This is a genomic window from Paraburkholderia silvatlantica, assembly GCF_003096715.1.
Taxonomy (GTDB): Bacteria; Pseudomonadota; Gammaproteobacteria; order Burkholderiales; family Burkholderiaceae; genus Paraburkholderia; species Paraburkholderia silvatlantica.
In genome coordinates this window covers 1-21,339 of record NZ_QEOL01000041.1, presented here as the reverse complement: position 1 = coordinate 21,339, position 21,339 = coordinate 1, and the positions used below count along the sequence as shown (strand labels likewise).

At 62.1% G+C, this 21,339-nt stretch carries 31 protein-coding genes and 1 pseudogene; 30 read left to right on the top strand and 2 right to left on the bottom strand.

Annotated elements, in window-relative coordinates; translation table 11 throughout:
• Window positions 1–2: 2 nt before the first annotated feature.
• From rplB to dsbD, 27 genes are all read left to right on the top strand, one after another.
• Complete coding sequence (gene rplB / locus C7411_RS35070) at window positions 3–830, top strand: 50S ribosomal protein L2 (RefSeq protein ID WP_110388741.1); 828 nt, start codon at window positions 3–5, stop codon at window positions 828–830.
• Window positions 831–840: 10 nt separating this feature from the next.
• On the top strand, window positions 841–1,116 hold the full coding sequence (gene rpsS, locus C7411_RS35065) for a 30S ribosomal protein S19 (RefSeq protein WP_006998484.1): 276 nt from the start codon (window positions 841–843) through the stop codon (window positions 1,114–1,116).
• Between the two features lie 12 nt (window positions 1,117–1,128).
• Window positions 1,129–1,458 carry a 50S ribosomal protein L22 gene (rplV, locus tag C7411_RS35060; RefSeq protein WP_004199272.1) on the top strand — a complete coding sequence of 110 codons (330 nt, stop codon included), beginning with the start codon at window positions 1,129–1,131 and terminating at the stop codon, window positions 1,456–1,458.
• A gap of 11 nt (window positions 1,459–1,469) precedes the next feature.
• The gene (rpsC, locus tag C7411_RS35055; protein ID WP_028213348.1) at window positions 1,470–2,264 is read left to right on the top strand and encodes a 30S ribosomal protein S3; all 795 of its coding nucleotides are present in this window, start codon (window positions 1,470–1,472) and stop codon (window positions 2,262–2,264) included.
• A 2-nt stretch (window positions 2,265–2,266) separates the two neighbouring features.
• The gene (gene rplP / locus C7411_RS35050) at window positions 2,267–2,683 is read left to right on the top strand and encodes a 50S ribosomal protein L16 (protein WP_042269753.1); all 417 of its coding nucleotides are present in this window, start codon (window positions 2,267–2,269) and stop codon (window positions 2,681–2,683) included.
• A 10-nt stretch (window positions 2,684–2,693) separates the two neighbouring features.
• Window positions 2,694–2,888, top strand: a complete 195-nt coding sequence (gene rpmC, locus C7411_RS35045; RefSeq protein ID WP_028206515.1) for a 50S ribosomal protein L29 — start codon at window positions 2,694–2,696, stop codon at window positions 2,886–2,888.
• A complete protein-coding gene (gene rpsQ, locus C7411_RS35040; RefSeq protein ID WP_028206516.1) occupies window positions 2,885–3,157 on the top strand; it encodes a 30S ribosomal protein S17 in 273 nt (90 codons plus the stop codon). The genes rpmC and rpsQ overlap by 4 nt, the downstream gene beginning before the upstream one ends.
• 346 nt (window positions 3,158–3,503) lie before the next feature.
• Window positions 3,504–3,872: a 50S ribosomal protein L14 gene (gene rplN, locus C7411_RS35035; protein ID WP_028206517.1), complete on the top strand. Its 369-nt coding sequence runs from the start codon at window positions 3,504–3,506 to the stop codon at window positions 3,870–3,872.
• Window positions 3,873–3,881: 9 nt separating this feature from the next.
• Complete coding sequence (rplX, locus tag C7411_RS35030) at window positions 3,882–4,190, top strand: 50S ribosomal protein L24 (protein ID WP_035531718.1); 309 nt, start codon at window positions 3,882–3,884, stop codon at window positions 4,188–4,190.
• A gap of 16 nt (window positions 4,191–4,206) precedes the next feature.
• Window positions 4,207–4,746, top strand: a complete 540-nt coding sequence (gene rplE, locus C7411_RS35025) for a 50S ribosomal protein L5 (RefSeq protein WP_028228153.1) — start codon at window positions 4,207–4,209, stop codon at window positions 4,744–4,746.
• Window positions 4,747–4,753: 7 nt separating this feature from the next.
• Complete coding sequence (rpsN, locus tag C7411_RS35020; protein ID WP_028228152.1) at window positions 4,754–5,059, top strand: 30S ribosomal protein S14; 306 nt, start codon at window positions 4,754–4,756, stop codon at window positions 5,057–5,059.
• 14 nt (window positions 5,060–5,073) lie between these two features.
• Window positions 5,074–5,469, top strand: a complete 396-nt coding sequence (gene rpsH, locus C7411_RS35015; RefSeq protein WP_042269750.1) for a 30S ribosomal protein S8 — start codon at window positions 5,074–5,076, stop codon at window positions 5,467–5,469.
• Window positions 5,470–5,487: 18 nt separating this feature from the next.
• A complete protein-coding gene (rplF, locus tag C7411_RS35010) occupies window positions 5,488–6,018 on the top strand; it encodes a 50S ribosomal protein L6 (RefSeq protein ID WP_028222619.1) in 531 nt (176 codons plus the stop codon).
• A gap of 12 nt (window positions 6,019–6,030) precedes the next feature.
• Entirely contained in the window at window positions 6,031–6,396 is a 366-nt protein-coding gene (gene rplR / locus C7411_RS35005) for a 50S ribosomal protein L18 (RefSeq protein ID WP_042269746.1), read from the top strand.
• 14 nt (window positions 6,397–6,410) lie between these two features.
• Window positions 6,411–6,929, top strand: coding sequence for a 30S ribosomal protein S5 (gene rpsE, locus C7411_RS35000; RefSeq protein ID WP_042269744.1), 519 nt, complete (start codon window positions 6,411–6,413; stop codon window positions 6,927–6,929).
• A gap of 11 nt (window positions 6,930–6,940) precedes the next feature.
• Window positions 6,941–7,123, top strand: a complete 183-nt coding sequence (rpmD, locus tag C7411_RS34995; RefSeq protein ID WP_007730608.1) for a 50S ribosomal protein L30 — start codon at window positions 6,941–6,943, stop codon at window positions 7,121–7,123.
• Window positions 7,124–7,152: 29 nt separating this feature from the next.
• A complete protein-coding gene (gene rplO / locus C7411_RS34990) occupies window positions 7,153–7,587 on the top strand; it encodes a 50S ribosomal protein L15 (protein ID WP_028206523.1) in 435 nt (144 codons plus the stop codon).
• Between the two features lie 59 nt (window positions 7,588–7,646).
• Window positions 7,647–8,993 (top strand): preprotein translocase subunit SecY, encoded by a 1,347-nt coding sequence (gene secY / locus C7411_RS34985; protein ID WP_028206524.1) that lies wholly within the window; start codon window positions 7,647–7,649, stop codon window positions 8,991–8,993.
• A gap of 8 nt (window positions 8,994–9,001) precedes the next feature.
• Window positions 9,002–9,220 carry a translation initiation factor IF-1 gene (gene infA, locus C7411_RS34980; RefSeq protein WP_004521905.1) on the top strand — a complete coding sequence of 73 codons (219 nt, stop codon included), beginning with the start codon at window positions 9,002–9,004 and terminating at the stop codon, window positions 9,218–9,220.
• A gap of 21 nt (window positions 9,221–9,241) precedes the next feature.
• Entirely contained in the window at window positions 9,242–9,358 is a 117-nt protein-coding gene (gene rpmJ / locus C7411_RS34975) for a 50S ribosomal protein L36 (RefSeq protein ID WP_027819338.1), read from the top strand.
• A gap of 35 nt (window positions 9,359–9,393) precedes the next feature.
• Window positions 9,394–9,759, top strand: coding sequence for a 30S ribosomal protein S13 (rpsM, locus tag C7411_RS34970; RefSeq protein ID WP_028213337.1), 366 nt, complete (start codon window positions 9,394–9,396; stop codon window positions 9,757–9,759).
• Window positions 9,760–9,787: 28 nt separating this feature from the next.
• Window positions 9,788–10,192, top strand: coding sequence for a 30S ribosomal protein S11 (gene rpsK, locus C7411_RS34965; protein WP_006052224.1), 405 nt, complete (start codon window positions 9,788–9,790; stop codon window positions 10,190–10,192).
• 153 nt (window positions 10,193–10,345) lie between these two features.
• Complete coding sequence (rpsD, locus tag C7411_RS34960; RefSeq protein ID WP_042269728.1) at window positions 10,346–10,969, top strand: 30S ribosomal protein S4; 624 nt, start codon at window positions 10,346–10,348, stop codon at window positions 10,967–10,969.
• 124 nt (window positions 10,970–11,093) lie between these two features.
• Entirely contained in the window at window positions 11,094–12,071 is a 978-nt protein-coding gene (locus C7411_RS34955; RefSeq protein ID WP_027819335.1) for a DNA-directed RNA polymerase subunit alpha, read from the top strand.
• Between the two features lie 139 nt (window positions 12,072–12,210).
• Complete coding sequence (gene rplQ / locus C7411_RS34950) at window positions 12,211–12,603, top strand: 50S ribosomal protein L17 (protein WP_027797304.1); 393 nt, start codon at window positions 12,211–12,213, stop codon at window positions 12,601–12,603.
• 250 nt (window positions 12,604–12,853) lie between these two features.
• Window positions 12,854–13,165 carry a divalent-cation tolerance protein CutA gene (gene cutA, locus C7411_RS34945; protein WP_110388750.1) on the top strand — a complete coding sequence of 104 codons (312 nt, stop codon included), beginning with the start codon at window positions 12,854–12,856 and terminating at the stop codon, window positions 13,163–13,165.
• The gene (gene dsbD, locus C7411_RS34940; RefSeq protein ID WP_110388740.1) at window positions 13,158–15,125 is read left to right on the top strand and encodes a protein-disulfide reductase DsbD; all 1,968 of its coding nucleotides are present in this window, start codon (window positions 13,158–13,160) and stop codon (window positions 15,123–15,125) included. The genes cutA and dsbD overlap by 8 nt, the downstream gene beginning before the upstream one ends.
• A gap of 107 nt (window positions 15,126–15,232) precedes the next feature.
• On the opposite strand, the gene hemB is transcribed toward dsbD, so the two are convergent.
• Together hemB and yihA are read right to left on the bottom strand one after the other, a co-directional pair.
• Window positions 15,233–16,231 (bottom strand): porphobilinogen synthase, encoded by a 999-nt coding sequence (gene hemB, locus C7411_RS34935; RefSeq protein ID WP_028206531.1) that lies wholly within the window; start codon window positions 16,229–16,231, stop codon window positions 15,233–15,235.
• Window positions 16,232–16,626: 395 nt separating this feature from the next.
• Window positions 16,627–17,283 carry a ribosome biogenesis GTP-binding protein YihA/YsxC gene (gene yihA / locus C7411_RS34930; protein ID WP_110388739.1) on the bottom strand — a complete coding sequence of 219 codons (657 nt, stop codon included), beginning with the start codon at window positions 17,281–17,283 and terminating at the stop codon, window positions 16,627–16,629.
• Window positions 17,284–17,527: 244 nt separating this feature from the next.
• Here yihA and C7411_RS34925 point away from each other — a divergent pair, with 244 nt between their 5' ends.
• The 3 genes and pseudogenes from C7411_RS34925 to C7411_RS34915 form a co-directional block, all read left to right on the top strand.
• Window positions 17,528–18,202: a c-type cytochrome gene (locus C7411_RS34925; protein ID WP_110388738.1), complete on the top strand. Its 675-nt coding sequence runs from the start codon at window positions 17,528–17,530 to the stop codon at window positions 18,200–18,202.
• Between the two features lie 164 nt (window positions 18,203–18,366).
• Window positions 18,367–20,592, top strand: coding sequence for a cytochrome c biogenesis protein ResB (locus tag C7411_RS34920; RefSeq protein WP_110388737.1), 2,226 nt, complete (start codon window positions 18,367–18,369; stop codon window positions 20,590–20,592).
• 46 nt (window positions 20,593–20,638) lie between these two features.
• Window positions 20,639–21,339: pseudogene (locus tag C7411_RS34915) on the top strand (c-type cytochrome biogenesis protein CcsB); the annotation flags it as partial.

Genomic DNA, 21,339 nt, shown 5'->3' with positions numbered 1-21,339 from the left:
TCATGGCAATCGTGAAAGTTAAGCCGACCTCGCCGGGTCGCCGCGCGATGGTCAAGATCGTCAACAAGGACCTCCACAAGGGTGCGCCGTTTGCAGCGCTGCTCGAAAAGAAGTCCTCGAAGGCTGGTCGTAACAACAACGGCCGCATCACGACGCGTCATCAGGGTGGCGGTCACAAGCAGCACTACCGCGTGATCGATTTCCGTCGTACGAAGGACGGCATCCCCGCGAAGGTGGAGCGTCTCGAGTATGACCCGAACCGTAGCGCGAACATTGCGCTGGTTCTTTACGCAGACGGCGAGCGCCGCTACATCATCGCGCCGAAGGGCGTGACGGTTGGCGCGCAGCTGATGTCGGGTTCGGAAGCGCCGATCCGTGCAGGCAACACGCTGCCGATCCGCAATATTCCGGTCGGTACGACGATCCACTGCATCGAAATGCTGCCGGGCAAGGGCGCGCAAATGGCGCGTTCGGCCGGTACGTCGGCAATGCTGCTGGCACGTGAAGGCGTCTACGCGCAGGTTCGTCTGCGTTCGGGCGAAATCCGCCGCGTGCACGTCGAATGCCGCGCGACGATCGGTGAAGTCGGCAACGAAGAGCACAGCCTCCGTCAAATCGGTAAGGCTGGCGCGAACCGCTGGCGCGGTATCCGCCCGACGGTCCGTGGTGTTGCAATGAACCCGATCGATCACCCGCACGGTGGTGGTGAAGGCCGCACGGCTGCAGGTCGCGACCCGGTGAGCCCGTGGGGCACGCCGACCAAGGGCTATCGCACCCGCAGCAACAAGCGCACGACGAGCATGATCGTCCAGCGCCGTCACAAGCGTTAAGGAGTAGGCAATGGCACGTTCTATCAAGAAAGGTCCGTTCTGCGACGCCCATTTGCTGAAGAAGGTTGAGGCGGCTGCAGCATCGCGTGACAAGAAACCGATCAAGACCTGGTCGCGTCGCTCGACGATCCTGCCGGACTTCATCGGCCTGACGATCGCCGTGCACAACGGCCGTCAACACGTTCCGGTGTATGTCACGGAAAACATGGTCGGCCACAAGCTTGGCGAGTTCGCACTGACCCGTACGTTCAAGGGTCACGCGGCCGACAAGAAGGCCAAGAAATAAGGGGCAATCAAGATGGAAGTGAAGGCAATTCATCGCGGTGCCCGCATCTCGGCGCAGAAGACGCGCCTTGTGGCTGACCAGATCCGCGGTCTGCCGGTCGACAAGGCACTGAACGTTCTGACGTTCTCGCCGAAGAAAGCGGCTGGCATCGTGAAAAAGGTTGTGCTCTCGGCGATCGCAAACGCGGAACACAACGAAGGTGCCGACATCGACGAGCTCAAGATCAAGAGCATCTACGTCGACAAGGCAGCTTCGCTGAAGCGTTTCACCGCGCGCGCCAAGGGCCGCGGCAACCGCATCGAGAAGCAATCCTGTCACATCACTGTGACGGTCGGGAATTAAGGAGCCATACGATGGGACAGAAAATTCATCCGACTGGCTTCCGTTTGGCCGTCAGCCGCAATTGGGCTTCGCGTTGGTACGCGAACAACAACAATTTCGCGGCGATGTTGAAGGAAGACATCGGTGTTCGTGAATACCTGAAGAAGAAGCTGAAGAACGCTTCGGTGGGCCGTGTTGTGATCGAGCGTCCGGCAAAGAACGCTCGCATCACGATTTACAGCTCGCGTCCGGGTGTGGTGATCGGCAAGAAGGGCGAGGACATCGAACTCCTCAAGGCCGAACTCCAGAAGCGCATGGGCGTTCCGGTTCACGTGAACATCGAGGAAATCCGCAAGCCGGAAACCGATGCTCAACTGATCGCCGATTCGATCACGCAGCAGCTCGAGCGCCGCATCATGTTCCGTCGCGCAATGAAGCGCGCGATGCAGAACGCAATGCGTCTGGGTGCCCAGGGCATCAAGATCATGAGCGCCGGCCGTCTGAACGGTATCGAAATCGCACGTACCGAGTGGTACCGCGAAGGTCGAGTGCCGCTTCACACGCTGCGTGCCGACATCGACTATGCAACCTCGGAAGCGAAGACGACGTACGGCATCATCGGCGTGAAGGTTTGGGTCTACAAGGGCGACACGCTCGGCCGCAACGACGCACCGGTGGTGGAAGAAGTCGCCGAAGAAAAGCGTCCGCGCCGCAACGCGCGCCCGGGCGATCGTCGTCCGCGCCGTGATGGCGAAGGCGCACCGGGCGCCCGTCGTGGCGCACCGCGCCGTGGCGCCGCCGGCGGTGACGGCAAGAGTGGAGAATAACGATGCTGCAACCGAAACGCAGGAAGTATCGCAAAGAGCAGAAGGGTCGTAACACCGGTATCGCAACGCGCGGCAACGCCGTTTCGTTCGGTGAATATGGTCTGAAGGCTATCGGTCGTGGTCGCCTGACCGCGCGTCAGATTGAAGCGGCGCGTCGTGCAATGACGCGTCACATCAAGCGTGGCGGCCGCATCTGGATCCGTATCTTCCCGGACAAGCCGATCTCGCAAAAGCCGGCGGAAGTGCGTATGGGTAACGGTAAGGGTAACCCTGAGTACTACGTCGCCGAGATTCAGCCGGGCAAGATGCTGTATGAAATGGATGGTGTGTCCGAAGAACTGGCCCGTGAAGCCTTCCGTCTGGCTGCAGCCAAGCTGCCGCTGAAGACGGTCTTCATGGTTCGCCAGCTCGGCGCCTAAGGAGTGATTGATGAAGGCATCTGAACTTCTTCAGAAAGACAAGGCCGCGCTCGACAAAGAGCTGTCGGACCTCTTGAAGGCGCAATTCGGCCTGCGCATGCAACTCGCGACCCAGCAGCTCACGAACACGAGCCAGCTGAAGAAGGTTCGTCGCGACATCGCACGTGTGCGGACCGTCCTGACTCAGAAGGCGAACCAGAAATGAACGAAAGCGTGAAAACCTCGCTTAAGCGGACGCTGGTCGGCAAGGTCGTCAGCAACAAGATGGACAAGACGGTCACCGTCCTGGTCGAGCGCCGCGTCAAGCACCCGATCTACGGCAAGTACGTCGTGCAGTCGAAGAAGTACCACGCTCACGACGAAGCGAACACGTACAACGAGGGCGACCTCGTGGAAATCCAGGAAACCCGTCCTCTCTCGAAGACGAAGGCCTGGACCGTGTCGAAGCTGATCGAAGCAGCACGCGTCATCTAAAAGTGGCGCAACACCCCGGGGAGCCACTTCCCGGGGTGTCGAAGTAATTGAAATCGCTAAAGATTTCGCTTGCTAGACCAAGATTATCGAGTTATAGTCTCGGTCTTCCCTCTTTATGGGCTTGCTGTTGGCAAAGCGGCAAGTGGAAGTAGGTGGGGAAGCAGATCCGGGCGCCAGTCCGGGTTAGCAAGATTCACCGGAATGCGATGGCCGGTTTCGTTTGCCGTCGCTGCTGTTCTTACCCAAGCAGCTGAGCGGTCGTTCTAGTGGCGGCGCGGCTGACGGGACCAAGACTGACCGGATGTGCCATGGTGGCGCAACCGGATTAAGTTGGGAAAGATAAACCATGATCCAGACCGAAACTCGGCTTGAAGTGGCCGACAACACGGGTGCACGTGAAGTCCTGTGCATCAAGGTGCTCGGCGGCTCGAAGCGTCGTTATGCCAGCATTGGCGACATCATCAAGGTGAGCGTCAAGGAAGCAACGCCGCGTGGGCGCGTGAAGAAGGGCGAAATCTACAACGCTGTTGTGGTTCGCACCGCGAAGGGCGTGCGCCGTCAAGACGGCTCGCTGATCAAGTTCGATGGCAACGCCGCCGTGCTTTTGAATACCAAGCTTGAGCCGATCGGCACCCGTATCTTCGGGCCGGTCACGCGTGAGCTGCGTAGCGAACGATTCATGAAGATCGTTTCGCTGGCGCCGGAAGTGCTGTAAGGAGTCGCGATGAACAAGATTCGCAAGGGTGACGAAGTCATCGTCATCACCGGCAAAGACAAGGGCAAGCGCGGTGTCGTGCTGGCCGTGGGCGAAGAGCGCGTGACCGTCGAAGGCATCAACATTGCCAAGAAGCATGTGAAGCCGAACCCCATGAAGGGTACGACGGGTGGCGTGGAAGCCAAGGCAATGCCGCTGGCTATCTCGAACGTCGCACTGGTCGACGCGAACGGCAAGCCGTCGCGCGTAGGCATCAAGGTCGAAGGGGACAAGAAGGTTCGTTTCCTGAAGACGACCGGTGCTGTCCTGAGCGCCTGACGCTGCGGAGTAAAAAATGGCACGTTTGCAAGAATTTTATAAAGAGAAGGTCGTTCCTGGCCTGATCGAGAAGTTCGGTTACAAGTCGATCATGGAAGTGCCGCGCCTCACCAAGATCACCCTGAACATGGGTGTCGGTGAAGCCGTCGCTGACAAGAAGGTCCTCGAGCACGCCGTTGGCGACCTCACGAAGATCGCCGGCCAGAAGCCGGTCATCACGAAGTCGCGCAAGGCAATCGCCGGCTTCAAGATCCGTGAAGGCTACCCGATCGGCACGATGGTCACGTTGCGTGGCCAGGCCATGTACGAATTCCTCGACCGTTTCGTGACGGTTGCGCTGCCCCGCGTGCGCGACTTCCGCGGCGTGTCGGGCAAGGCGTTCGACGGCCGTGGTAACTACAACATCGGTGTGAAAGAGCAGATCATTTTCCCCGAAATCGACTACGACAAGATCGACGCGCTGCGTGGGCTGAACATCAGCATCACGACGACTGCGAAGACCGACGAAGAAGCAAAGGCACTGCTCGCCGGCTTCAAGTTCCCGTTCAGAAACTGAGGTTACCGTGGCTAAACTGGCACTGATCGAACGTGAAAAGAAGCGCGCTCGTCTGGCAGCGAAATTTGCGCCGAAGCGCGCAGCGCTGAAGGCGATCATCGACGACCAAAGCAAGTCGGAAGAAGAGCGCTACGCAGCTCGCCTCGAACTGCAACAACTGCCCCGCAACTCGAACCCGACCCGCAAGCGTAACCGCTGCGCGATCACGGGCCGTCCGCGTGGCACGTTCCGCAAATTCGGTCTCGCACGTAACAAGATTCGTGAAATCGCGTTCCGTGGTGAGATCCCTGGCGTCACCAAGGCGAGCTGGTAATAGGAGAAACATAAATGAGCATGAGTGATCCTATCGCCGATATGCTGACTCGCATCCGCAATGCGCAGATGGTCGAGAAGGTTTCGGTTGCTATGCCCTCGTCGAAAGTGAAGATTGCGATTGCGCAGGTTCTGAAGGACGAAGGTTATATCGACGACTTCGCGGTGAAGACCGAAGGTGCGAAGTCGGAATTGAACATTGCGTTGAAGTACTACGCTGGCCGTCCCGTTATCGAGCGCCTCGAGCGCGTCTCGAAGCCGGGTCTGCGCGTGTACCGCGGCCGCAACGAAATCCCCCAGGTCATGAACGGCCTTGGCGTGGCGATCGTTTCGACGCCGAAGGGTGTGATGACGGACCGCAAGGCGCGCGCTACTGGCGTCGGCGGCGAAGTTATCTGCTACGTCGCTTAAGGCCTAAGGAGAAGAAACATGTCTCGAGTAGGTAAGAGCCCGATCGCGCTGCAAGGCGCAGAAGCGACGCTCAGCGACGAGAAGATTACCGTCAAGGGCCCGCTGGGTACGATTTCGCAAGCTGCGAACCGCCTCGTGAAGGTGGTGAACGACAACGGTACGCTCAAGTTCGAGCCGACCGATGAAAGCCGCGAAGCCAATGCGATGTCGGGCACGATGCGCGCGATTGTCGCGAACATGGTGCAAGGCGTGACGAAGGGTTTCGAGCGCAAGCTGACGCTGGTTGGCGTCGGTTATCGTGCTCAAGCGCAAGGCGACAAGCTGAACCTGTCGCTGGGTTTCTCGCACCCCGTGGTGCACCAGATGCCGGAAGGCGTGAAGGCCGAAACCCCGTCGCAAACGGAAATCGTGATCAAGGGGATCGACAAGCAGAAAGTCGGCCAAACCGCTGCAGAAGTGCGCGGTTATCGCCCGCCTGAGCCCTACAAGGGCAAGGGTGTGCGTTACGCCGACGAGGTTGTGATCCTCAAAGAAACGAAGAAGAAGTAAGGGTGCGCAATCATGGATAAGACTCAATCTCGCCTGCGCCGCGCTCGTCAGACGCGTCTCAAGATCGCTGAGCTGCAGGTCGCGCGTCTGGCCGTGCATCGCACGAACACGCACATCTATGCGCAAGTGTTCTCGCCCTGCGGCACCAAGGTGCTGGCCAGCGCGTCGACGCTCGAAGCCGAAGTGCGTGCGCAACTGGCTGACCAGTCGGGCAAGGGCGGCAACGTCGCCGCTGCCACGCTGATCGGCAAGCGTATCGCAGAAAAGGCCAAGGCAGCCGGCATCGAATCCGTCGCCTTCGACCGCTCGGGTTTCCGCTATCACGGCCGCGTCAAGGCGCTGGCTGATGCTGCGCGCGAAGCCGGGCTCAAGTTCTAAGGAAGGAATTCGTCATGGCAAAGATGCAAGCGAAAGTTCAGGCTGACGAGCGCGACGACGGCCTTCGCGAAAAAATGATTTCGGTCAACCGCGTGACCAAGGTCGTGAAGGGTGGCCGTATTCTCGGCTTCGCCGCACTGACCGTGGTTGGCGACGGTGATGGCCGCGTCGGTATGGGCAAGGGCAAGGCTAAGGAAGTGCCGGTCGCTGTCCAGAAGGCGATGGAACAGGCTCGCCGCAACATGTTCAAGGTGCCCCTGAAGAACGGCACCCTGCAACACGAAGTGCACGGCAAGCACGGCGCATCGGTGGTCCTCCTCGCTCCGGCGAAGGACGGTACCGGTGTTATCGCCGGCGGCCCGATGCGCGCAGTGTTCGACGTGATGGGCGTGCAGAACGTCGTGGCCAAGAGCCACGGTTCGACGAACCCGTACAACCTCGTTCGTGCCACGCTGGACGGCCTGCGCAAGCAGTCGACCCCGGCTGACATCGCAGCGAAGCGCGGCAAGTCCGTCGAAGACATTCTGGGCTAAGGGTGGGCACCATGTCTGATAAAACTGTCAAGGTTCAGCTCGTCAAGAGCCTGATTGGGACCCGCGAATCGCACCGTGCCACCGTGCGCGGTCTCGGCCTGCGCCGCCTGAACTCGGTTTCCGAGCTGCAGGACACGCCGGCTGTGCGCGGCATGATCAACAAGGTCTCGTACCTCGTCAAGGTCATCGGCTAAGCGGTCGACCAGGACTCCAGGAGTTGAAAATGGAATTGAATAACCTGAAGCCGGCAGAAGGCGCGAAGCACGCAAAGCGTCGCGTCGGTCGCGGCATCGGCTCCGGCCTCGGCAAGACCGCTGGCCGTGGTCACAAGGGTCAGAAATCGCGTTCGGGCGGCTTCCACAAGGTTGGCTTCGAAGGCGGTCAAATGCCGCTGCAGCGTCGTCTGCCGAAGCGCGGCTTCACCTCGCTGACGAAGGAATTCGTCGGTGAAGTGCGCCTTGCCGACATCGAGAAGCTGCCGGTCGACGAAATCGATCTGCTGGCTCTCAAGCAGGCAGGCCTCGTGGGCGAACTGACCAGGAGCGCGAAGATCATCGCCACCGGCGAGATCAAGCGTAAGGTCGTCGTGAAGGGTCTGGGTGCGACGAAGAATGCGCGTGCTGCGATTGAAGCAGCAGGCGGTTCTTTTGCCGAGTGATTGTGAGTGGTGCGTGCGGGCTTGCCCGCCGTCACTAGCATCTGCATCGGAGAAGCTACTTGGCTAACAGCCCGAGTCTCGCAAAAACCGGTCGCAGCGCTCCGAAATTCGGCGACCTGCGCCGGCGTGCAGTGTTCCTGCTGCTGGCGTTGGTCGTTTATCGTATCGGCGCGCATATTCCGGTTCCGGGTATCGATCCGGACCAGCTGGCGAAGCTCTTTCAGAGCCAGTCGGGCGGCATCCTTGGCATGTTCAACATGTTCTCGGGTGGCGCACTGTCGCGGTTCACGATCTTCGCGCTGGGTGTCATGCCGTATATTTCGGCGTCGATCATCCTGCAGCTGATGGCGATCGTTTCGCCGCAGCTGGAAGCGCTGAAGAAGGAAGGGCAGGCTGGACAACGCAAGATCACGCAGTACACGCGGATCTTCACGGTGGTGCTGGCGACGTTTCAGGCGTTCGGCATCGCGGTCGCGCTGGAAAATCAGCCTGGCCTCGTGATCGATCCGGGCATGGTGTTCCGCTTGACGACGGTCGTGACGCTCGTAACGGGCACGATGTTCCTGATGTGGCTTGGTGAGCAGATCACGGAACGCGGGCTTGGCAACGGTATCTCGATCATCATCTTCGGCGGGATCGCGGCAGGCTTCCCGAATGCGCTCGGTGGTCTTTTCGAACTGGTTCGCACCGGCTCGATGAGCATCATCTCGGCGATCATCGTGGTCGTTCTGATCGCAGCCGTGACGTACCTGGTGGTGTTCATCGAACGCGGCCAGCGCAAGATCCTCGTGAACTATGCGAAGCGTCAGGTCGGTAACAAGATTTACGGCGGGCAGTCGTCCCACCTGCCGCTCAAGCTGAACATGTCGGGTGTGATTCCGCCGATCTTCGCGTCGTCGATCATCCTGTTCCCGGCAACCATCCTGAACTGGTTCAGTTCGGGTTCGCGAACCGGCTGGTTTGCGGACACGCTGCACAATGTGGCCGAAGCCCTCAAGCCTGGCCAGCCCGTGTACGTGTTGCTGTATGCGTTGGCGATCGTGTTCTTCTGCTTCTTCTACACCGCACTGGTGTTCAACAGCAGGGAAACGGCCGACAACCTGAAAAAGAGTGGCGCGTTCGTACCTGGCATCCGTCCGGGCGATCAGACGGCACGCTATATCGACCGCATCCTCACGCGTCTGACGCTGGCCGGTGCGATCTATATCGTGTTCGTTTGCCTGCTGCCGGAGTTTCTGGTGCTGCGCTGGAATGTGCCGTTTTATTTTGGTGGAACGTCGCTGCTGATCATTGTCGTCGTCACAATGGACTTCATGGCGCAGGTGCAGTCGTACGTGATGTCGCAACAATATGAATCGCTGCTCAAGAAGGCCAACTTCAAGGGCGGCGGCGTCCCGATGCGTTAAAAGGACCTATGGCCAAAGACGATGTAATCCAGATGCAGGGCGAGGTTATCGAAAACCTCCCCAACGCGACCTTCCGGGTGAAGCTGGAAAACGGCCATGTCGTTCTGGGACATATTTCCGGAAAGATGCGGATGCACTACATCCGCATTCTCCCGGGCGACAAGGTGACGGTTGAGTTGACGCCTTACGATCTGTCGCGTGCGCGGATCGTGTTCCGGGCGAAGTGATTTAGGAAAAAGGGTAATATCATGAAAGTGATGGCATCGGTAAAGCGCATTTGCCGCAACTGCAAAATCATCAAGCGCAACGGCGTCGTTCGCGTGATCTGCAGCTCGGACCCGCGCCACAAGCAGCGCCAAGGCTGATTAGCGCGCTTGCGCTTTTTGTTTGAGGAAAAACAATGGCTCGTATTGCAGGGGTTAACATCCCGAACCACCAGCACACCGAAATCGGCCTGACGGCAATTTTTGGTGTTGGCCGCACGCGTTCGCGCAACATCTGCGTGGCCGCCGGTGTGCCGTTCAACAAGAAGGTCAAGGACCTGAACGACGCGGATCTGGAAAAGCTGCGTGAGGAAGTGGGCAAGTTTGTCGTCGAAGGCGATCTCCGCCGTGAAGTGACGATGAACATCAAGCGCCTGATGGACCTCGGCTGCTACCGCGGCGTGCGCCATCGCAAGGGCCTGCCCCTGCGTGGCCAACGTACGCGTACCAACGCACGTACGCGTAAGGGTCCGCGCCGCGCAGCACAGTCGCTGAAGAAGTAAGCGGAACTGAAAGTTACAGGAAAACGTAATGGCTAAGGCTTCGAACAACTCCGCGGCGCAACGCGTTCGCAAGAAGGTTAAGAAGAACGTCGCCGAGGGCGTGGTTCACGTTCACGCGTCGTTCAACAACACCATCATCACGATCACCGACCGTCAAGGCAACGCGCTTGCCTGGGCAACGTCGGGCGGTCAGGGCTTCAAGGGTTCGCGTAAGTCGACCCCCTTCGCAGCTCAGGTCGCAGCCGAGTCGGCTGGCCGCGTGGCGATGGAATACGGCGTGAAGAACCTCGAAGTGCGGATCAAGGGCCCCGGTCCTGGCCGCGAATCGGCGGTGCGCGCGCTGCATGGTCTTGGCATCAAGATCACCGCGATCTCCGACGTGACGCCGGTCCCGCACAACGGCTGCCGTCCGCCGAAGCGCCGCCGTATCTAAGGCGTCGCGTTAGCCGTTCGCCTGAGCCGCCGGAAACGGCGACCCAGGCTCTCGGCGTTATTGAATTGACTAAGCCCACCGTTCGGTCCAAAGGGCCGGACTAGCGCGATACCTCCAGGGGTTTCGCGTGATCAATTATCGAAGGAAAGCAACGTGGCACGTTATATCGGCCCGAAGGCCAAGCTGTCCCGCCGTGAAGGCACCGACCTCTTCCTGAAGAGCGCACGCCGCTCGCTCGCCGACAAGTGCAAGCTCGACAGCAAGCCGGGTCAGCACGGCCGCACCTCGGGCGCACGTACGTCCGACTACGGCACGCAGCTGCGCGAAAAGCAGAAAGTGAAGCGTATCTACGGCGTGCTCGAGCGCCAGTTCCGCCGCTACTTCGCGGAAGCTGACCGTATCAAGGGCAACACCGGCGAAAACCTGCTGAAGCTGCTCGAGTCGCGTCTCGACAACGTCGTGTACCGCATGGGCTTCGCATCGACCCGCGCTGAAGCGCGTCAGCTCGTGAGCCACAAGGCTCTCACGCTGAACGGCGTCGTCGCGAACATCCCGTCGATGCAAGTGAAGGCTGGCGACGTCGTCGCGATTCGCGAAAAGGCGAAGAAGCAGGCGCGTATCGTCGAAGCCCTCTCGCTCGCAGAGCAAGGCGGCATGGCGGGTTGGGTGTCGGTCGACGCGAAGAAGTTCGAAGGCACGTTCAAGGGCATGCCTGAGCGCAGCGACATCGCTGGCGACATCAACGAAAGCCTGATCGTCGAATTGTATTCGCGGTAATCGGATTGACGGCCGGGGTAACCTCTGTGCTTCGCGCAGGAGGCAACCTCGGCCGTTTTTTTCAGGTTGTTGCCATCTCAGCCTTATCGGTGTAACGAGCCGAGGGTATTGAAAAGGAAAACCTATGCAAACCAGTTTGTTGAAACCCAAGATCATCGCTGTGGAATCGCTCGGCGACAACCACGCGAAAGTGGTCATGGAGCCGTTCGAACGCGGTTATGGCCATACCTTGGGTAACGCGCTCCGGCGCGTGCTGCTGTCGTCGATGGTGGGCTACGCGCCGACCGAAGTGACGATCGCAGGCGTCGTGCACGAATACTCGACGCTCGATGGTGTGCAAGAGGATGTGGTCAACCTGCTGCTGAACCTGAAGGGTGTCGTTTTCAAGCTGCATAACCGTGACGAAGTGACGGTTACGCTGCGCAAGGAAGGCGAAGGCGTCGTCACCGCTGGCGATATCGAACTCTCGCACGACTGCGAAGTGATCAACCCGGAGCACGTGGTTGCGCATCTGACGAAGGGCGGCAAGCTCGACGTGCAGATCAAGATCGAAAAGGGCCGCGGCTACGTGCCGGGCAACGTGCGCCGTTACGGCGACGAGTCGGCCAAGATCATCGGCCGCATCGTGCTGGACGCGTCGTTCTCGCCGGTTCGCCGCGTGAGCTACGCCGTGGAAAGCGCGCGTGTCGAACAGCGTACCGACCTCGACAAGCTCGTGATGAACATCGAAACCAACGGCGTGATTTCGCCTGAGGAAGCGATCCGCCAGTCGGCCCGCATTCTCGTGGATCAGCTGTCGGTGTTCGCGGCTCTGGAAGGCACGGAAACGGCCGCGGAAGCGCCTTCGCGCGCACCGCAGATCGACCCGATCCTGCTGCGTCCGGTGGACGATCTCGAACTCACGGTTCGCTCGGCGAACTGCCTGAAGGCCGAGAACATCTACTACATCGGCGATCTGATCCAGCGCACCGAGAACGAGCTGCTCAAGACCCCGAACCTGGGTCGCAAGTCGCTCAACGAGATCAAGGAAGTGCTCGCTTCGCGTGGTCTCACGCTCGGCATGAAGCTCGAAAACTGGCCGCCGGCTGGTCTCGACAAGTAATGTATGTGGCACGGACGCGGATTTTCCTTTAAAATCCGCGTCTTGCCTTTTTCACGTACCGGCCCGTGCTTCGTCGAGGTTGCCAAACCCGCGAGGCGATAGAAGAGCTGGACCAAAACTTTGTTTCAAGGAAATTGAAATGCGTCACCGTCATGGTCTGCGGAAACTGAACCGCACGAGCAGCCACCGTCTGGCAATGCTCCGTAACATGTCCAATTCGCTCATCGAGCACGAAGTCATCAAGACGACGCTGCCGAAGGCGAAGGAACTCCGTAAGGTTGTCGAGCCCCTCATCACGCTGGGCAAGAAGCCGTCGCTCGCAAACCGCCGTCTGGCGTTCAACCGCCTGCGCGATCGTGACTCGGTCACGAAGCTGTTCGACGTGCTCGGTCCGCGTTTCGCGAACCGTCCGGGCGGCTACCTGCGTATCCTGAAGTTCGGTTTCCGTGTTGGCGACAACGCACCGATGGCACTGGTCGAACTGCTCGACCGTCCGGAAGTCGCGGAAGAGAACGTCCAGGAAGCGGAATAAGCCTTCCGTCGCTTGATCCCCGGATCGAGTGGCACACGAAGAAGCCAGGCCTAGCCTGGCTTTTTTGTTTTCGGGCGCGGATTAAAGCGCGTCGAACCGTGTTTGCCGGTTGTGCGGTCCCCTTTTGCCACACGGCGCACGAGAGAAGCCGATCGGCGCCGATGGTACGATTACGTTCTGCCCCGAAGCCCGTTTGCTGCCGCACGCGGGCACCACGCCGGAGTTCGTCGTGACCCTCAATGTGACCCTGATGCTGACTACAGTGCCCGACGAGGGCGCTGCCGAACAGCTCGCCGCCGGGGCGCTCGCGCAGCGTCTCGCCGCGTGCGTGACACGCCTTGGCGCGGTGCACTCGCAGTATCACTGGCAGGGCAACATCGAGTCGGGCAACGAGATCCAGCTGCTCTTCAAGACGAGCCTCGCCCGCGCGGCCGAGCTCGAACAGTTCATCCAGACCCAGCACCCCTACGAGACGCCCGAGATTCTCTCGTGGCAAGCCACGGCGTCGAACGCCTACGGGCAATGGGTCAATGCCGAGACTCAGCGCACCCTTCATGTCTAACCGCTTCGATCGGCGCTCGCACGCCGCGCCGTACGCCTCGCTGTCCGGCTTTCTCCTGCTCGTCTGCTGTCTGCTGCCAATGCTGTTCGGTGCGTCGGTCGCGCGTGCCGCCGCCGACGACTTTCTGCCGCCCGACCAGGCCTTCTCGTTCAGCGCGAGCGAAGCGCCAGGCACGATCGACGTGCATTTCAAGATCGCAGACGGCTACTACATGTACCGCGAGCGCTTCGCCTTCGCCGCGCGCAACGGCACGGCGCAGCTCGGCGAGGCACAGATTCCGCCGGGCCATGTCAAGTTCGATCCGACCTTCCAGAAGAATGTCGAAACCTATCGAGGCGAGCTGACGATCCGCGTGCCGGTGCAAAAGGCGAGCGGTCCGTTCGATCTCGCGGTGACATCGCAGGGCTGTGCCGATGCGGGCATCTGTTATCCGCCTGCGGAACACGTGTTTCACGTGAGCGGCGCGGCTTTGCAGGCCGCTACGGCCGGCCAGAGCCCCGTGCCGGGCGCGGCGAACCCGCCGCCCGCGCCCGAGCCGCAAACGAATGCAGCGCCCGCATCAGGCGACACGGGGGAGCCCTGGTACGAGCGGGCCACGAGCGCCGATTACGCGCAATCGCTGCTGCAAGGCGGCGGCTTTTTCGCCGTGGTCGGCCTGTACTTCGTGGCCGGCATGGTGCTGAGCCTCTTGCCCTGCTCATACCCGATGATCCCGATCCTCTCGGCGATCATCGTCGGTGAGGGCGCCCGCGTCACGCGCTCGCGCGGCTTCGCGCTCTCGTTCGTCTACGTGCTCGGCATGGCGCTCGTTTACACGGTGCTGGGCATTGCCGCTGCGCTGGTCGGCCAGAGCCTGGGCGCATGGCTGCAGAACCCGTGGGTGCTGGGCGTGTTCGCGGTGCTCCTCACCGCGTTCGCCGTCATGCTGATTGCCGGCTACGATATCGCGTTGCCGCAGCGCTGGCAGGACGGCGCCTCGCGCGCCACCCAGGGCCGTTCTGGCGGCAAATTCGCCGCAGTCGCGGTGATGGGCGCGCTCTCCGCGCTCGTGGTGGGCGCGTGCATGACCGCGCCGCTCTTCGCGGTGCTGGCGTTCATCGCGCACACGGGCAACGCCGCGCTCGGCGGCGCGGCGCTCTTTGCGATGGGCCTGGGTCTTGGCGTTCCGCTGATGATCCTCGGCCTCGGCGCGGGCTCGCTGCTGCCTCGTGCGGGTGCGTGGATGGACGGCGTGAAGGTCTTCTTCGGCGTCGTGCTGCTCGCGGCCGCGCTGTGGATCGTCTGGCCGGTGCTCGGCGCCACCGCGCAGATGCTGCTCGCCGCACTCTGGCTGCTGCTCGCGGCCGCCGCGCTTGGCCTCTTTACACCGAACGCAGGTGGGGCCAATGTCTGGCGGCGCCTCGGGCGTGGTATCGGCGCGGCGTTCGCAATCTGGGCCGCGACCCTGATCGTCGGTCTTGCGGCGGGCTCGACCGATCCGCTGCGTCCGCTCGCGGTGCTGGCCGCGCGCGCGGGCGGCGCGAGCGATGTTGCCGCAGCCGGCGCGGCGCAGTCCACCGGCGCCGGCGAAGCGAACGCATTGGTCTTCGCACCCGTGCGCTCGCCCGCGCAACTCGACGCGGCGCTCAAGACCGCGGGCAAGCCGTCGATGCTCGACTTCTACGCCGACTGGTGCGTGAGCTGCAAGGAAATGGAGAAGTTCACCTTCAGCGACCCGCGCGTGCAGGCGCGCCTCGCGGGGCTGGGACTCTTGCGTGCCGATGTGACCGCCAACAATTCGGACGACCAGGCACTGCTCAAGCGCTTCGGCCTCTTCGGACCGCCGGGCATCATCTTCTTCGATACACAAGGGCGCGAAGTGTTGCGCGTTGTCGGCTACGAGAATGCCGACCGGTTTCTCGCGCGTCTCGATCGCTTGACGGCGCCCGTGCCGCAGACGCAGGCAGCGCCATCGGCCTGACTGGCCAGATCGACGGTATACCGCGCGCGTGCAATCGCGCATCGGCCCAAAAAGCAAAAAGGCACGTCCGCGGACGTGCCTTTTTTCATGCGATGCGTGCGGCGCGCCTACTTCTGTGCGCGCAGCAAGCGAGCGGCGTCGAGCGCGAAATACGTGAGGATGCCGTCGGCGCCCGCGCGCTTGAACGCGAGCAGCGATTCCATCATCACCTTGTCGTGATCGAGCCAGCCGTTCTGCGCGGCGGCCTTGAGCATCGCGTACTCGCCGCTCACCTGGTACACGTAGGTCGGAAAACGGAATTCGTCCTTCACGCGGCGCACGATGTCGAGGTACGGCATGCCGGGCTTCACCATCACCATGTCGGCACCTTCCTCGATGTCGAGGCGCACTTCGCGCAGCGCTTCGTCGGAGTTCGACGGGTCCATCTGGTAGGTCATCTTGTTGCCCTTGCCCAGATTCGACGCCGAGCCCACGGCGTCGCGGAACGGACCGTAGAACGCCGAAGCGTATTTGGCCGAGTACGCCATGATGCGCGTGTGGATGTGATTCTCGCTCTCGAGCATCTCGCGGATCGCACCGATGCGCCCGTCCATCATGTCCGACGGCGCGACGATATCGACGCCGGCTTCCGCCTGGGCGCGCGCCTGCGCAACGAGGATCTCGATGGTCTCGTCGTTGATGACGTAGCCGTTCTCGTCGAGCACGCCGTCCTGGCCGTGGCTCGTGTACGGGTCGAGCGCGACGTCGCAAAGCACGCCGAGGTCGGGGAAACGCTTCTTCAGTTCGCGCACGGCGCGCGGAATCACGCCGTCGGGGTTCGTCGCCTCGATGCCATCGGGCGTCTTGAGCGCCGGATCGACAACGGGGAAGAGCGAAAGCACGGGAATGCCGAGTTCGACGCACTGCTCGGCGACGCCCATCAGCAGATCGATCGATACGCGTTCGACGCCGGGCATCGACGGCACGGCTTCGCGCACGTTGTTGCCCGCAATGACGAATACGGGATAGATCAGATCGTTCGTGGTGAGGAGGTTTTCGCGCATCAGACGGCGCGAGAAATCGTCACGTCGCATGCGGCGCGGACGATGATGCGGATAGAAGCTCATGTCGGCGGATATTCTTGAAACGGGATGGGTCCCGGAGCGCAGGAAACTTTTCGGGACAATGGTATATCATACCGATCGAGCGAGGCGCCTGGCGCCGAGCTCCCCGCTTCTCCTCCCTGAGCGGGTGCCTGTCGTTTTTCGATAAGGCTGTTTAACCCGCCGGAAATCACGGCGGGTTTTTTTATGTGCGACGGAAGCGGCATAGCAAAGCCCGCGGCGCAGGCCACAGAGGACGCTTGCACCTGGCGTTGGCTTGACCGGTGCGCTAGTGCGCATAACACGGCAAATGGCGCGCCCGCCATGCGAAAAGATCTGATGAATACGCGTGAAAAGCCCGACAGCGTGGGCTCGCAGACGACTGAGGGCCTGCCTGAAGCGACCGGCCCGAGGGGTTGCTACGCGTGTGCGCCGGCCTCGCCGACCGATTCCTGCGGCACGATCCAGCTCTCGATCACGGCGTGCGCCTCGTCGAGCCCCACGCGCTTGAGCGCCGAAAAGAGCTGGGCGCTCAGCTTCCCTTCATAGCCTTGCTTGCGGTACTCGTCGAACGCCTTATTGGTCGTGCGCAGCGCGAGCACGCTTTCCTGGCGCGTCAATTTGTCGCACTTCGTAAGGAGTGCGTGGATCGGTTTGCCCGTCGGCGCAAACCATTCGACCATGCGGCGGTCGAGGTCGGTGAGGGGGCGGCGGGCGTCCATCATCAGGATGAGGCCCGACAGCTGCGCGCGCGTTTGCAGATAGAGCGAAAGCAGTTGCTCCCAGTGCGTCTTCGCGGCTTCCGGCACTTCGGCATAGCCGTAGCCGGGCAGGTCGACGAGATAACCTGCGGGTTCGTCGGCGGGGCCGACCGAGAAGTAGTTGATGTGCTGGGTGCGGCCCGGCGTCTTCGAGGCGAAGGCGAGCCGCTTCTGGTTGCACAGCAGATTGATGGCGGTGGATTTGCCGGCGTTCGAACGGCCGGCGAACGCTACCTCGGGCCGCGCCGTAGCGGGCAGATCGCGCAGATGATTCACCGTCGTGAAGAAGCGGGCTTGGTGCAGCAGGAAGGCCATCGGAAAAGGACCACAATGTGAAACAACGCGGCGGGAAGGGCCGCCGGGCCCGGACGCGCCCGGGATGGATTCTGGTTCTGGAATATCGGGGGCAGGCCCGACTGGCGCCGTAGCGCCTTGCGCGCTATTGTACAATGCGATGGTTTACTGAATACCAGTGAGGCCAGCGCGGGCCTTCGAGGTAGATCGGTCGCTGTCGTCCATTGCAGAACCTGATTCCCACAAGACGAAACAAGGTGCGCGAATGAATCGACTGGGCAAGTGCTTGAAGGTGTTCGAGAGTGCGATAGCGTCAGGTCTTACAGCAGGTTTATTCATGATGGCGGGGCAGGCAAACGCGGCGGACCAGGGAACGCCGGCCAAGCCCGACATCGCCCGGGGCCAGGCCATTGCTGCGCAGGTGTGCGCAGCCTGCCACGCAGCCGACGGCAACAGCACCGGCGGCGCCTATCCCAAGCTCGCCGGCCAGCACGCCGACTATCTCGTCAAGCAACTCAAGGACTTCAAGCCGCAGCCCGGCGGCAAGCCGGCGGCGCGCGCAAACCCCATCATGGCCGGCTTCGCTGCCGCGCTGTCAGACCAGGATATGATCAACGTCGCAGCCTGGTTCGCCTCCCAGACACCCAAACCCGGCTACGCGCGCGACGCGAAGACCGTGCCGTTCGGCCAGTCGATCTGGCGTGGCGGTATCGCCGACCGGGGCGTGCCGGCCTGTGCGGCCTGCCACGGACCCACGGGCCAGGGCATTCCGATCCAGTATCCGCGCCTCTCGGGCCAGTGGTCGGAATATGTCGTTGCACAGCTCAATGCGTTCCAGCAGGGCACGCGTAACAATAACGATCCGATGCGAACGATCGCGCACCGGCTCTCGGACGACGAGATCAAGGCCGTCGCCGATTACGCGGCCGGCCTGCATTGAGCGCAACAGGGTCGCCGCGCGTTTGATCGGTGGTTTCACGGCGCAGCTGGCAGGAAAACAAGAAAAGGGTGAGGGCGTCGTCGCGCTGACGGCGCGCCTGCACCCTTTTTTGCTGTCATGCCTGGTCGGCAAGAAAGCGGCAAGAGCGAAAAAGCGGAGTTTGAATGAGCGTCACCACGCAGGGTTTGCAGTTGAATGTTCGCCAGAAGGCGGTGAAGAGCGCCGTCGAGCTGATCAGTTCGATGCGCTTCGCGATTGCGCTGCTCGTCGTGCTCGCCATTGCGAGCATCATCGGCACGGTGCTCACGCAGGACGACCCGTACCCGAACTACGTCAACCAGTTCGGCCCCTTCTGGGCCGACATCTTCCGCTCGCTGAGCCTCTACACGGTCTACAGCGCGTGGTGGTTCATGACGATTCTCGGCTTTCTCGTGGTGTCGATCTCGCTGTGCGTGATCCGCAACGCGCCGAAGATGCTCGCGGACATGAAGAGCTGGAAGGACAAGGTCCGTGAAGGCAGTCTGCGCGCGTTCCATCACAAGGGCGAGTTCGCGCTGGACGGCGGCACGCGCGAGCAAACGGCCGCCACGCTCGGCAAGCTGGCGGGGCGCATGGGCTACCGGTTCGTCACGCGCGAGAGCGAAGGCGCCACGCTCATCGCGGCCAAGCGCGGTGCGCTCACGAAGATCGGCTACATCTTCGCGCACCTCGCGATCGTGATCATCTGCCTCGGCGGCCTGCTCGACAGCAATCTGCCGATCAAATTCCAGATGTGGCTCTTCGACAAGACGCCGATCCGCAGCAACGCCGTCATCAACGACATTGCGCCCGAGCACCGGCTCTCGCAGTCGAACCCGACCTTCCGCGGCTACGCCTGGGTGCCCGAGGGCCAGTTCGTCTCCACGGCCATCCTCAACCAGCCCGACGGCTCGCTGATCCAGGACCTGCCGTTCTCCATCCAGCTCAACAAGTTCATCGTCGATTACTACTCGACCGGCATGCCCAAGCTGTTCGCGAGCGACATCGTCGTGATCGACCACAAGACGGGCCAGCGCATTCCGGCGCGTATCGAGGTGAACGAACCGTTCGAATACGACGGCGTGTCGATCTATCAGTCGAGCTTCCAGGACGGCGGCTCGCAGATGTCGATGACGGCGTGGCCCATGTCGGGTGCGAGCGCGAAGAGCTTCCCGTTCGGCGGCACGATCGGCAATTCGGCGCCGCTCGCGGTGCCCGCCGGCCAGACGGTGCCGGGCGTGGATGGGCAGACCATCGAATTCGCGGACTTCCGCGCGATCAACGTCGAGAACATCTCGAACGGCAGCGGCGCGAACGACGCGCGCGGCGTGGCGCATCAGTCGCTCAAGGAAGCGTTCGACGAGCGCCTGGGCTCAGGTGCGAAGAGTTCGAAGCCGCTCGACCTGCACAACGTCGGCCCTTCGGTGCAGTACAAGGTGCGCGGCAAGGACGGCCAGGCGCGCGAGTACAACAACTACATGCTGCCCGTGGATGTGGGCGGCGACCGCATGTTCCTCGCCGGCATGCGCGAGAATCCCGACGATCCGTTCCGCTACCTGCGTATTCCCGCCGACAGCGGCGGCACGCCGAAAGAGTGGATGATGCTGCGCGCGGCCTTCGAGGACCCCGCATTGCGCGCTCAGGCGGCGAAGCGTTTCGCCGCGCGCTCGGTCCCCGCTTCGAACCGCGAGCTGCAACAGCATCTCGAGGACAGCGCCGAGCGAGTCTTGAGCCTGTTCGCGGGCTCGGACGCCCCGCAGGCAGGTGCTGCAGGCGCCGCAGGCGGCTTCCAGGCCGTGGCGGCGTTCATCGACAAGTCGGTGCCGAAGGAGCAGCAGGAAAAGGCGGCGAGCCTCCTGCTGCGCATGCTCGAGGGCGCGACATGGGACCTCTGGCAGCTCGCGCGCGAACAGGCCGGCGAGCCCGACCTGAAGCCCGATGCCGATGCCGCGCGCTTCGTGCAGGACTCGATCAACGCGATATCCGACAGCTTCCTGTATGGATCCCCTGTCTATCTACAGCTCGATTCATTCAAGCAGGTGCAAGCCTCGGTATTTCAGTTGACGCGCGCGCCGGGCAAGAAAGTCGTGTATCTTGGCAGCCTGTTGCTCGTGCTCGGCATCTTCTCGATGTTCTACGTGCGTGAGCGGCGTCTGTGGTTCTGGCTGAAGGACCGGAAGGGCCAGGACGGTCGGGACCACGGCGTCGACGTCATCATGGCGATGTCGACCGCCCGCCGTACCCTCGACTTCGAGAAGGAGTTCGCCCGTACCCGCGACGCGGTCGGCCGTGCGCTAGGCGCGGCGCCGCAGACGGGCGCCACGAACGATGCGGGCGACACGAACGGCAGCGGCACGGACCGTGCGCCCTGATCCACGCGCGTGATTGCAGCCACTCACGATCAACACCGGTAAGCCCATGGACTTGTCTCAGGTTTCCTCCTCCGCGAAGGCTCGCCGCGCCGAACGTGCGCAGGTGGCCAATGCCGCTGTGGCGCACGGCGCCTCGAGTGCCCGCGATCCGCTCGCCGACGCCCTGTTCGACGAACGCCCCTTCCTGCGCCGCCTGACGGTGGTGGACTGGCTGTTTGCGCTGGCGCTCGTGGCGGGCGCGGGTTTCGCGCTCTCGCGCTACCACGCGCACATGAACTACTACGACAAGCTGGTGCTTTGCGGCACGACGCCGGCGCTCGTCGTACTGGGCTGGCGCTGGAAGCCGGCGCGGCTGCTCATGGCCGGCATCGCGGTGCTCGCGCTGTTCGCGATCCAGATCTACCAGGGCGACCTCGCGCGCGCGGACCAGGCTTTCTTCCTCAAATACTTCCTTTCCAGCCAGTCGGCGATTCTGTGGATGAGCGCGTTGTTCGTGCTCGCCACGCTGTTCTACTGGATCGGCCTGCTCTCGCGTTCGCCCTCGGGCGGCGCGATCGGCTCGAAGCTCACGTGGGCGGCGGTGCTCATGGGCTTCGTCGGCCTGATGGTGCGCTGGTACGAGTCCTACCTCATCGGCGCGGACGTCGGGCACATACCCATTTCGAACCTCTATGAAGTGTTCGTGCTGTTCAGCCTCATCACCGCGCTCTTCTATCTGTATTACGAAAAGCACTACAACACGCGTGC